Source organism: Polynucleobacter sp. MG-Unter2-18 (assembly GCF_018687675.1).
GTDB lineage: Bacteria > Pseudomonadota > Gammaproteobacteria > Burkholderiales > Burkholderiaceae > Polynucleobacter.
On record NZ_CP061302.1, the window covers coordinates 1,640,581 to 1,652,106 of the forward strand.

The 11,526-nt window shown below is 47.3% G+C and carries 8 protein-coding genes; 5 read left to right on the plus strand and 3 right to left on the minus strand.

Annotated elements, in window-relative coordinates; all coding sequences use genetic code 11:
* Nucleotides 1-8: 8 nt before the first annotated feature.
* Nucleotides 9-986, plus strand: coding sequence for a homoserine kinase (locus C2759_RS08660; protein WP_215354735.1), 978 nt, complete (start codon nt 9-11; stop codon nt 984-986).
* The gene (locus C2759_RS08665) at nt 983-1,765 is read left to right on the plus strand and encodes a BPSS1780 family membrane protein (protein WP_215354738.1); all 783 of its coding nucleotides are present in this window, start codon (nt 983-985) and stop codon (nt 1,763-1,765) included. Before C2759_RS08660 ends, C2759_RS08665 begins: the two co-directional genes overlap by 4 nt.
* Here the strand turns inward: C2759_RS08665 and C2759_RS08670 are convergent.
* The gene (locus C2759_RS08670) at nt 1,762-4,149 is read right to left on the minus strand and encodes a UvrD-helicase domain-containing protein (protein ID WP_215354741.1); all 2,388 of its coding nucleotides are present in this window, start codon (nt 4,147-4,149) and stop codon (nt 1,762-1,764) included. The two genes, C2759_RS08665 and C2759_RS08670, sit on opposite strands and share 4 nt — an antisense overlap.
* 24 nt (nt 4,150-4,173) lie before the next feature.
* On the opposite strand from C2759_RS08670, the gene C2759_RS08675 reads away from it, so the two are divergent.
* Together C2759_RS08675 and galU are read left to right on the plus strand one after the other, a co-directional pair.
* Nucleotides 4,174-7,065, plus strand: coding sequence for a valine--tRNA ligase (locus C2759_RS08675; protein WP_215354745.1), 2,892 nt, complete (start codon nt 4,174-4,176; stop codon nt 7,063-7,065).
* Between the two features lie 28 nt (nt 7,066-7,093).
* Entirely contained in the window at nt 7,094-7,978 is an 885-nt protein-coding gene (gene galU, locus C2759_RS08680) for a UTP--glucose-1-phosphate uridylyltransferase GalU (RefSeq protein ID WP_215354747.1), read from the plus strand.
* Nucleotides 7,979-8,066: 88 nt separating this feature from the next.
* On the opposite strand, the gene C2759_RS08685 is transcribed toward galU, so the two are convergent.
* Complete coding sequence (locus tag C2759_RS08685) at nt 8,067-8,294, minus strand: sulfurtransferase TusA family protein (RefSeq protein ID WP_215356746.1); 228 nt, start codon at nt 8,292-8,294, stop codon at nt 8,067-8,069.
* Between the two features lie 8 nt (nt 8,295-8,302).
* Nucleotides 8,303-10,927, minus strand: a complete 2,625-nt coding sequence (gene alaS, locus C2759_RS08690; RefSeq protein ID WP_215354749.1) for an alanine--tRNA ligase — start codon at nt 10,925-10,927, stop codon at nt 8,303-8,305.
* 123 nt (nt 10,928-11,050) lie between these two features.
* Between alaS and C2759_RS08695 the strand changes: the two genes are divergently transcribed.
* A complete protein-coding gene (locus C2759_RS08695) occupies nt 11,051-11,512 on the plus strand; it encodes a tripartite tricarboxylate transporter TctB family protein (protein WP_215354751.1) in 462 nt (153 codons plus the stop codon).
* Nucleotides 11,513-11,526: the final 14 nt, after the last annotated feature.

Consider the following 11,526-nt stretch of genomic DNA (forward strand, 5'->3'; position numbering starts at 1 on the left):
CTTTACTTATGGCCGTCTTCACCCCCATTGAACTAAGCGATATCTCTGCTTGGATATCAAGTGACTTTGATATCGGACAGGCTCTCGATATTCGTGGAATTCATGGTGGTATTGAGAACTCCAATTTCTTTCTCGACACTGAGAAAGATGGCAAGAAGCAAGAATATGTTCTGACTATTTTCGAAAGACTGTCTGCAGAGCAGCTTCCGTACTACCTGGAGCTGATGCGCCACTTGGCCAATAAAAGCATTCCAGTACCTAAGCCACTTGAAAACAAACAGGGGCAAATTTTATTTACACTTAAAGGTAAGCCTGCAGCAATTGTGAGCAAGCTTCCCGGCGTTTCTAGACTTGCACCTGAAGCTAAGCATTGCGCTCTGGTTGGGGAGTACTTAGCCAAAATGCATTTAGCCAGCAGCGACTTTAAGCATACTCAAGAGAATCTTCGCAGTCTTGCTTGGTGGCAAAAAACAGTCCCACAAGTGTTGGCACACTTAAGTGATGCACAAAAAGAATTGCTGACTAGCGAGCTCGCAACTCAAGAACAATTCTTTACCTCTGAGGTTTATGCATTGCTTCCTCAGGGAGCAAGCCATTGCGACCTCTTTAGAGATAACGTGCTATTTGATCCTCAAGGCGCAAGCGATGACTCTCAAGATCAACTAGGTGGTTTCTTCGACTTTTATTTCGCCGGAACAGACAAGTGGTTATTTGATTTAGCAGTTACTGCAAATGATTGGTGCCTTGCTGACAACAAACAAGACCTAGACCCTGCTCGCTTCAAGGCGCTGATGGATGCCTATCAGGCTGTTCGTCCACTAAGTAAAGAGGAGCAGGCAAGCTTGCCTCTGATGATGCGTGCTGCAGCACTGCGATTCTGGATCTCCCGCCTGTGGGATTTTTATTTGCCACGTGATGCGCAAATGCTCACCCCACATGACCCCCGTCACTTCGAAAATATTCTTTTAAGTCGCAAGGCAATATGAAACTGAACTCCGTCGCTCCAAAAGAGGGCTACACCTGGATACGTCAAGGCATTTGGCTTTTTAAACAAAATCCTTTGGGGTTTTTGATGCTGGTATTCATGTATATATTTGTAGCGCAACTTGCAGTGCTCGTACCTGTGATTGGTATCTTTGCCGTCTTATTGCTCACGCCTACTTTGTCGGTGGGCTTTATGACTGCCTGTCGCCTGGCAATTCAAAAAGAGCGTATTCGACCCTCGGTGTACGTGATTGCCCTGCAATCCACTACCTTGGTGCGCAAACGTATTCTCCAATTGGGATTGGTCTACGCCGCACTCATACTGGCTCTCAGCCTTATCTTAAGCATGTTGGTAGATTTTGAGCTACTCATTCCACTGATGACTAACGACAAGCCCATCACTTCAGAAGCCATTAATCAGATTTATCTAATTCTCTTTTTTGGCGGCCTTCTGTATGTGCCAGTTGCGATGTTGATGTGGTTTTCCCCAGTACTCGTTGCTTGGTCTGATATGTCCATAGCGCAAGCGCTCTTTTCCAGTGCTGTTGCTTGCTGGACTAATCGAGGTGCATTCTTTATCTATCTTGCGATTTGGGGTGCGATCTTAATCGCTATTCCTTTAACGATTGGCTCTATCTTTGATGCTCTCGACCTAGGCCAAGCTGCATCATTTATCATCGCGCCTATTTCTATGGCGGGGCTCACTGTAATGCATTGCTCTTTCTTTGCTACTTGGAAGGCATGCTTTGCCGAAAAAGAATCAGCTACTTTAATCGCTTAATCGATCGCAGCAAGCTTAGCAATACTGAGCTGCAGCCATTTCACGCCATGGCGCTTGAAATTCACCTGAGCGCGCGCATCAGCATCGTTACCCTCTAGGCCTGTAACGCGCCCTTCACCAAACTTGGTGTGGAATACATTTTGCCCAATCGTGAATGGGTAATTTCCTCGTGGTGGTGAGGCCATTCTAGTTACCGCAGTTGAGGCAGAGCCTACTCGGCCGATTTGCCTTGCAGGTCGCTCACGCTCATTACCACTGTCAAAGAAATCATTCGATCCAAACTCACGCTGACGTGTATAGCCATCTTGCCAAGTTGACCCTGAGCGGCCACCATTGCCATTGCTAGTTCCACCCCAACGGGCATCTTTGACTTTTGGAGTAAGCCACTTCAGCGAATCCGATGGCAACTCTTCTAAGAAGCGAGATGGCATGTTGTAGCGCACTTGACCGTGCAACATCCGTGACTGTGTGTGAGAGAGATAGAGGCGCTCTTTTGCGCGTGTAATCGCCACATACATTAAGCGACGCTCTTCTTCTAAACCATGCTGCTCATTAATACTGTTCTCATGCGGGAATAACCCCTCTTCTAAGCCAGTAATAAATACAGAGGTGAACTCCAAGCCTTTAGCAGAATGCACCGTCATCAGCTGCACGGCATCTTGGCCTGCCTGAGCTTGGTTATCACCAGCCTCAAGTGAAGCATGAGAGAGGAATGCAGCTAATGGAGAAACCTCTACTATGCCAGGGGCATTCTCACCAGGTAATGTGGCAGCAGTGGCATCCTGACCATAACCCTCTTCCGCAATAAATGCAGTTGCGGCGTTAATTAATTCTTGTAAGTTTTCTACGCGGTCCTGGCCTTCGCGCTCTGAAAGGTAGTGCTGAATCAAACCACTGTTTTGAATCACGAATTCCACTGTCTCAGGTAATGTGTTGTGACGAGTAGCTTCACGCATATGATCTACCAGGCGCACAAAGCCACCTAAGGAGGCGCCAGCTTTGCCATCCAATGTCGATGCCGCCAAATACAAAGAACTATTTTGTGCACGAGCTGCATCTTGCACAGCCTCAATCGATCTTGCGCCAATACCGCGTGTTGGGAAATTCACTACGCGCGAGAAGGAGGTGTCGTCATTCGGATTTTCTAGCAGACGTAAATACGCTAAGGCATGTTTAATCTCTGCGCGCTCGAAGAAGCGCAGTCCACCGTAAACTCGATATGGAATCGCCGCAGAAAATAAGGCGTGCTCAATAATGCGTGACTGAGCATTGCTTCTGTAGAGCAAGGCAATTTCAGTGCGCTTGATACCGCTACTCACTAGGGCTTTAATTTCATCTACAAGCCATGCAGCTTCAGCATGATCACTCGGCGCATCATAGATGCGAACGGGCTCGCCATGACCTGCATCAGTGCGCAAGTTTTTACCAAGACGATCCGTGTTGTTAGAGATGAGGTAATTGGCTGTATCTAAGATGTGGCCATGTGAGCGGTAGTTTTGCTCAAGCTTGACCATCATCGGGTGATATTGCTTTTCATACAAACGCATGTTCTCCACATCTGCGCCGCGGAATGCGTAAATACTTTGATCATCATCGCCTACCGCAAAAACTGCACTACTTCCCATGCCGCTAACATTGACACGACTAGCATCGTGACCAGAAAGTAATTTGAGCCAAGCGTATTGCAAGGCATTGGTATCTTGAAACTCATCAATCAAAATATGACGGAAGCGCTCTTGGTAATGTGTCCGAATGGCTTCGTTATGTTTGAGCAATTCATAACTACGTAATAAGAGTTCAGCAAAGTCGACTACACCTTCACGCTGGCACTGCTCATCGTAGGCTTCATAGAGTTGAGCCATCTTCGCCTGAAAGTCGTCCCCTACGGATAATTCTTTAGCGCGCTGACCACGCTCTTTGGCATGGGCAATGAAATATTGCAACTGCTTAGGGGGATATTTCTCATCATCGACCTTTAAGCCCTTCAAAAGACGCTTGATGACGGAAAGCTGATCCTGGGTATCCAAAATCTGAAAAGTAGACGGCAAACCTGCTTCTTTGTGATGCGCACGCAATAAACGGTTACAAAGACCATGAAAAGTACCGATCCACATGCCTCGAGTGTTAATAGGCAGCATGGCGCTTAAGCGCATCATCATCTCTTTAGCGGCCTTATTAGTAAAGGTCACTGCAAGGACGCCAATAGGTGAAACCTGGCCTGTTTGGATCAACCAAGCTATACGGGTCGTGAGAACGCGGGTTTTTCCACTGCCAGCGCCAGCCAAAATCAAGGCTGACTGGGCTTGGCCATTTTCATTTACCGGCGGGAGGGTCACTGCCTCGCGTTGTTCTGGATTAAGGTTTGCGAGTAGGTCTGAGTACATCTCCCCAATTATAATTTGCCTCTTATGCCAAATGCTTCGAATACCCCTAATTCATCAGCGGCCAGTTCCCTAGACGAACTAGCCAAATCCTACGAACCCGCCCCAATTGAAGCTTATTGGGGTCCGGAATGGGAACGCCGAGGCATTGCCGACGCCACCCTAGATGAGGGCAAGGGAGATTTCTCAATTCAGTTGCCGCCACCGAATGTGACCGGCACACTGCATATGGGTCACGCTTTTAATCAAACCATCATGGACGGCTTGGTGCGTCATGCCCGCATGTCCGGTAAAAATACCTTGTGGGTTCCGGGTACAGACCATGCTGGCATTGCTACACAAATTGTTGTTGAGCGCCAGCTTGATGCACAGAAGATCTCTCGCCATGATTTGGGTCGCGAGAAATTCTTAGAAAAAGTGTGGGAGTGGAAAGAAACTTCTGGCAACACGATTACCCGTCAGATTCGTCGCTTAGGCGCCTCAATTGATTGGGGTAAAGAATATTTCACGATGGACAGCAAGATGTCCAAAGCAGTTGTTGAGGTATTCGTTCGCCTGCATGAACAAGGATTAATTTATCGTGGTAAACGTTTGGTGAACTGGGATCCAGTACTCGGTACTGCGGTTTCAGATCTAGAGGTAGTGAGCGAGGAAGAAGATGGCTCCATGTGGCATATCCGCTATCCATTAGCAGATGGCTCCGGACACCTAACCGTTGCCACTACGCGCCCAGAGACTTTATTGGGTGACGTAGCCGTCATGGTCAATCCAGAAGACGAGCGCTATAAGCACCTAATTGGTAAATCAGTACAGTTACCGCTGTGCAATCGCGAGATTCCGATCATTGCCGATGACTATGTTGATTTAGCTTTTGGTACTGGTGTCGTCAAAGTGACACCTGCACATGACTTCAATGACTATGCTGTTGGACAACGCCATCAGTTGCCACTCATCAATATCTTGACTCTGGATGCCAAGATTAATGAGAATGCACCTGTGGTCTATCAAGGCCTTGAGCGCTTTGCCGCCCGTAAACAAATTGTTGCAGACTTAGATGCAGCTGGTTTATTAGAAAAAGTGCAGCCGCATAAATTGATGGTACCTCGTGGTGATCGCACCCAAACCATCATTGAGCCGATGCTCACTGACCAATGGTTTGTCGCAGTATCAAAACCAAGTCCTGATAACCAATATCAACCAGGCTCTTCTATTGCAGGCGCTGCGCTAGATGCAGTAAAAAATGGTGACATTAAGCTCGTTCCAGAAAACTGGATTAGCACCTACTCCCAGTGGCTGGAAAATATTCAGGACTGGTGCATCTCTCGACAACTCTGGTGGGGGCATCAAATCCCCGCTTGGTATGGCGATGACGGACAGATTTTTGTGGCACGCTCCGAAGCAGAGGCGAAAGCCAAGGCTGCTACTGCTGGCTACACAGGTCAACTCCATCGTGATCCCGATGTCTTAGATACTTGGTTTAGCTCTGCTTTGGTGCCCTTTAGTTCATTAGGTTGGCCAGAGGAAACGCCTGCTCTAAATCATTTCTTACCATCATCGGTCTTGGTTACTGGTTTTGACATCATTTTCTTCTGGGTAGCCAGAATGGTCATGATGACTTGTCACTTCACTGGCAAGGTGCCATTTCACACGGTGTACGTTCATGGCTTAGTTCGCGATGCTGAAGGCCAGAAGATGAGTAAGTCCAAAGGTAATACTTTGGATCCGATCGATTTAATTGATGGTATCAAGATTGAAGATCTAGTTGCTAAGCGCACTACTGGCTTGATGAATCCAAAGCAAGCTGAAAGCATTGGCAAAAAAACCAAGAAAGAGTTTCCGGAAGGAATTCCTGCATTTGGTACAGATGCCCTGCGCTTTACCTTCGCCTCACTTGCATCACTAGGTCGAAATATTAATTTTGATCAGAAGCGCTGTGAAGGCTATCGCAACTTCTGCAACAAACTCTGGAATGCCACTCGTTTTGTTCTCATGAATTGCCCTGGCAATGACCAAGAAAACGGCTTTGCTCCTTGTGACAGCCAGTGCGGTCCAGAGGGGCAGCTTGATTTCTCTCCAGCCGATCGTTGGATTGTTTCTTTATTACAAAGAACAGAGGCTGATGTTGCTAAAGGCTTTCAAAACTATCGCTTTGACAACATTGCTACCAGCATCTATCAGTTTGTTTGGGATGAGTATTGCGATTGGTATCTAGAGTTAGCCAAGGTACAACTCCAAACTGGAACGCCTGCGCAGCAACGCGCTACTCGCCGCACTCTCTTGCGTGTTTTAGAAACGATCTTGCGCATGGCGCATCCACTCATTCCATTCATTACCGAAACCCTCTGGCAAACCGTTGGGCCTAAGGTTGGTAAAGAGCTAGCTAAACAAGATAAGCAAACCATTGCACTGCAGCCATACCCAGTTGCTCAACTCGATAAGATTGATGAGCAAAGCGAATCTTGGGTTGCCCAGATTAAATCAATTGTGGACGCTTGCCGTAACCTACGTGGCGAGATGCAAGTCTCTCCTGCACTCAAGGTACCCCTCTGGATTAGTGGGCCACAAGATTTCTTGAGCAAAGCAAGTCCATACCTAACCGCTTTAGCCAAGCTATCTGAAGTCAAAATCTACGATGATGAGTCCGCTTTAGAAAAGGATGCTCCTGGCGCACCAATGGCTTTGGTTGGTAATCTGAAGTTGCTACTCAAAATTGAAGTGGACGTAGCGGCCGAGAGAATTCGTCTGGGCAAAGAAATAGAGCGCTTAGCTAATGAGATCACCAAAGCACGTAGCAAGCTTGGTAATGAAAGCTTTGTCGCTCGTGCTCCAGAAGAGGTGGTAGCTCAAGAAAAGCAACGTCTTACTGGCTTTGAGCAAAACCACGAGAAACTTGTTGCACAATTAGAACGACTGAAATAAAGCCTCAATAAAACTGATCGGAATTGCAATGCCATTAAGCACTAAAGCCGTTACTAAAGCCGTCTTCCCGGTTGCGGGTTTGGGCACTCGTTTCTTGCCAGCCACTAAGGCCAGCCCGAAAGAGATGCTCAATGTAGTGGATAAACCACTTATTCAGTATGCAGTTGAGGAAGCGATTGCTGCTGGTATCACCGAAATGATTTTCGTAACCGGCCGAAGTAAGCGCGCCATTGAAGATCACTTTGATAAAGCTTACGAGCTTGAGGCAGAACTTGAAGCAAAAAATAAACAAGCTCTTTTAGAGATTGTTCGCAGTGTTAAACCTAGCCATGTGGATTGTGTTTACGTACGCCAACCTGAAGCTTTGGGTTTGGGTCATGCAGTTTTATGCGCAGAAAAGCTCGTACGTGATGAGCCCTTTGCCATCATCCTTGCGGATGACTTGCTCGATGGCCAGCCGCCAGTACTAAAGCAAATGCTCAAAGTATTTGATGAGCAAAACGGCTCTGTCTTAGCAGTGGAAAAAATTGACCCCTCTAAAAGCAGCTCCTACGGCATTATTTCAGGAGCAGAAGTATCTAAAGGCATCTATCGCTTAAATGGCATTGTGGAAAAGCCACAGCCTCAGGATGCGCCATCCAACTTAGCGGTAGTAGGTCGCTATGTTCTTTCTTCAGATATCTTTAATCACATTCGCAATCTGAAACCTGGTGCTGGCGGCGAAATCCAACTCACTGATGCGATTGCCTCATTACTCAAAGAAGAGCCCGTATTTGCTTATGAATACGACGGTGTGCGCTATGACTGCGGTAGCAAGCTTGGCTACCTCAAGGCTTCAGTAGAATTTGCTTTACGGCATCCAGAAGTGAAAACTGAGTTTGCGGCTTACTTAAAGAATCGTTCTTTAGCCTAAGCATCACAGCAAATCTCCAGTGCAAGAAAAGCAAAAAGGCAGAAAATGATTTCTGCCTTTTTCTTTACGGTTATGAGCTCAGTGCGCCTTATCTTCTCTTGAGAAAGAAAACTAATACGTCACCCTCAGAACTGCTAGAGAGCAGTTCGTTGCCAGTCTGTTTTGCAAATGCAGGAAAGTCATGCGCAGCACCAGCATCCGTAGCCTTCACTTTCAGCACTTCGCCGGACTGCATGGTAGCTAGAGCTTTCTTGGTACGCAAAATTGGGAGCGGGCAATTCATGCCGATCGCATCCACCTCGAGATTAAATTCGATTGCATTACTCATTTGGAGGCAACCCAGTCTTTCACGCCAGCTAATGCCGCGCCCAATTTACTTGGGTCAGTACCGCCGGCCATCGCCATCTCTGGTTTACCGCCACCCTTACCGCCGACTTGCTGGGCAACGAAGTTTACTAAGTCCCCTGCTTTTACTTTAGCAATCGAATCCGCAGTCACGCCGGCAATCAGACTCACCTTATCGCCCTGCACAGAAGCCAAAACAATTGCAGCAGTCTTTAGCTTGCCCTTTAAGGCATCCATAGTCTCGCGTAAGACTTGAGCATCGGCACCATCTAAGCGAGCCGCCAATACTTTGAGGCCATTGACATCAACTGCTTGTGTTGCCAACTCATCACCTTGGCTAGCAGCGAGCTTGGAGTTCACCTTATCTAACTCACGCTCAGCCTGACGCAAACTGTCTTGCAGTTGAGTAACACGACTCACTAAATCACCAGGGTGAGTTTTGAGAACTGCGGCCGCTTCATTAATTTTGTCTTCTAAACCTTGTAAAAAGATCAGGGCATTTTTCCCAGTCAACGCCTCAATACGACGAATGCCAGCCGCTACACCACCTTCAGAAACAATCTTCAAGCTTCCGATATCACCAGTACGTCCAACGTGAGTTCCGCCGCACAGCTCTTTTGAGCTACCAATTTCTAGTACGCGCACTTCGTCTGCATACTTTTCACCGAAGAGCATTGTGGCACCGGTTTTTTGAGCATCGTCTAGAAGCATCACTTTTCCAGAAGTCGCAGTATTTGCCAAAATTTCAGCATTCACAATATCTTCTATCCGTCGAATTTCTTGCGCTGTAATAGGTGCGTTGTGAGTAAAGTCAAAGCGGGTTTTAGTGGCATCAACTAATGAGCCTTTTTGCTGCACATGATCACCCAATACTTCACGCAATGCTTTATGCAAAATATGGGTAGCACTATGGTTACGCATTGTTTCTGTTCTTTGCTGAGCATCTACCAAGGCGTTCAGCGTATCGCCTATCTTGAGCTCGCCCTCTTGCACTTCACCTTGATGGCCAAAAACATCCGCCTGAATCTTGAAGGTATCTTCAACTGCAAAGCGAACTACTTCATTGCGTAACTCACCCTTGTCTCCAACCTGCCCACCGGACTCAGCGTAAAAAGGCGTGTTGTCTAACACGATCACGGCTGCATCACCAGCCTTGATGGACTGCACTACAGAACCATCAACATAGAGTGCGGTGACTTTAGCGCCCTCATGCTTCAAAGTGTCGTAACCATGAAACCGGGTTGGCTTACCGGAGTACTCCAAGCCTTGCGCCACTTTGAACTTACCAGCCGCTCTTGCTTGGTCACGCTGCTTTTGCATTGCCAAGTCGAAACCTTCGGCATCGACTGTGACATCGCGCTCACGGCATACGTCAGCAGTCAGATCCAATGGGAAGCCAAAGGTATCGTGTAAGCGGAAGGCAGTTTCACCATCAATTGTCTTGGCGCCACCAGCAAGTGCACCTTCCAAAATTTCCATACCGTTAGCAATGGTCTGGAAGAAACGCTCTTCCTCCTGCTTGATTACCTCAACCACTTTATCTTTTGCTGCCTGCAACTCTGGATAAGCCTGACCCATCTCTTTTACGAGGGCGGGGACGAGTTGATAAAAGAACGGTTTGCGCGCGCCCAATTTATAGCCATGACGAATCGCGCGGCGCGTAATGCGACGCAAAACATAACCACGACCAGCATTACCCGGTATCACACCATCCACCACAATAAAACTACAAGCGCGAATGTGATCGGCAATGACTTTGAGAGATGGACTGGTCAGATCGCAATTTTCACCACCGGCTGCATCAACAGCTTCTTTAGCTGCTTTGAGCAAATTCACAAAGAGGTCAATCTCATAGTTCGAGTGCACGTGCTGCAACACTGCCGCAATACGCTCAAGACCCATACCAGTATCGACACTTGGCTTAGGCAGTGGATGCATATTGCCCGCTTCATCGCGATTGAACTGCATGAATACGTTATTCCAGATCTCAATATAGCGATCGCCGTCTTCATCAGGACTTCCAGGAGGGCCGCCAGCAATATGTGGACCATGGTCATAGAAGATTTCAGTACAGGGACCGCATGGACCTGTATCACCCATCATCCAGAAGTTATCTGAAGCGTAACGAGCACCTTTGTTATCGCCAATGCGAATAATGCGCTCAGCTGGAACACCGATTTGCTTATTCCAAATCTCATAAGCCTCATCGTCATCTGCGTACACAGTAACTAGTAACTTTTCTTGTGGCAGCTTAAAGACATCCGTCAATAGGCCCCAGGCAAATTGAATTGCATCTTTCTTAAAGTAATCCCCAAAAGAGAAATTACCCAGCATTTCAAAGAAGGTGTGGTGACGTGCTGTATAGCCGACGTTATCTAAGTCATTGTGCTTACCACCTGCACGGATACATTTTTGAGCTGTGGTCGCACGGCTATAAGGACGCTTATCAAAACCCAAAAAAACGTCTTTAAACTGATTCATCCCCGCATTCGTGAATAACAGGGTTGGGTCGTCTCCAGGCACTACAGGGCTAGATGGGACGATTTGATGGCCTTTTTGGGCAAAGTAATCCAGGTACGCCTGGCGAATTTGAGAGACTTTCATGCGAATAATTATCGCATTGGCACTAGTCGGGGGCAAAACCTGGGTAAATCACCTCAATCCTGCCTTACAATCCCGTTACATCAATAAATAGATCGACCTATAAGTCGATATGAGGAGCTCAACTTGAAAATTCGCAATCAACGGGATTTTGGTGCCGGAATCATGTACATGGTTATTGGCCTATTTTTCACCATAGTGGCTACTCAGTACCCCATGGGCACTGCAGCCAAAATGGGCCCAGGCTATTTCCCATTTTGCCTTGGCATATTGATGACCGTTTTAGGGCTAATAGTCCTCATCAAGTCTATGGGTGCTAAGGCTACGATTGAGTCTATTCCCAAATTCAATTGGAAGATCATTGCTCAAATTACAGGCTCGGTTGTGCTCTATGCCTTATTACTGCCACGCATGGGCTTCTTAGTTGCCATAGTGGTCTTGGTGCTGGTTTCAGCTAGCGCCAGCAAAGAATTTACTTGGAAAGGCTCCTTACTCAATGCGGGCTTCCTGGTGATCTTTACTTATTCAGTCTTTGTTGTGGGTCTCAAGCTTCAGTTCCCACTCCTTCCAGTATTCCTACAACAATAACGAACCGGGACTCT

Excerpts from the sequence above, each read along its gene's own strand:
- alaS (WP_215354749.1), bottom strand. The coding sequence starts at position 10,927 with ATGAAAGTCTCTCAAATTCGCCAGGCGTACCTGGATTACTTTGCCCAA.
- C2759_RS08675 (WP_215354745.1), top strand. The coding sequence starts at position 4,174 with ATGCCAAATGCTTCGAATACCCCTAATTCATCAGCGGCCAGTTCCCTA.
- C2759_RS08660 (WP_215354735.1), top strand. The coding sequence starts at position 9 with ATGGCCGTCTTCACCCCCATTGAACTAAGCGATATCTCTGCTTGGATA.
- C2759_RS08665 (WP_215354738.1), top strand. The coding sequence starts at position 983 with ATGAAACTGAACTCCGTCGCTCCAAAAGAGGGCTACACCTGGATACGT.
- C2759_RS08670 (WP_215354741.1), bottom strand. The coding sequence starts at position 4,149 with ATGTACTCAGACCTACTCGCAAACCTTAATCCAGAACAACGCGAGGCA.
- galU (WP_215354747.1), top strand. The coding sequence starts at position 7,094 with ATGCCATTAAGCACTAAAGCCGTTACTAAAGCCGTCTTCCCGGTTGCG.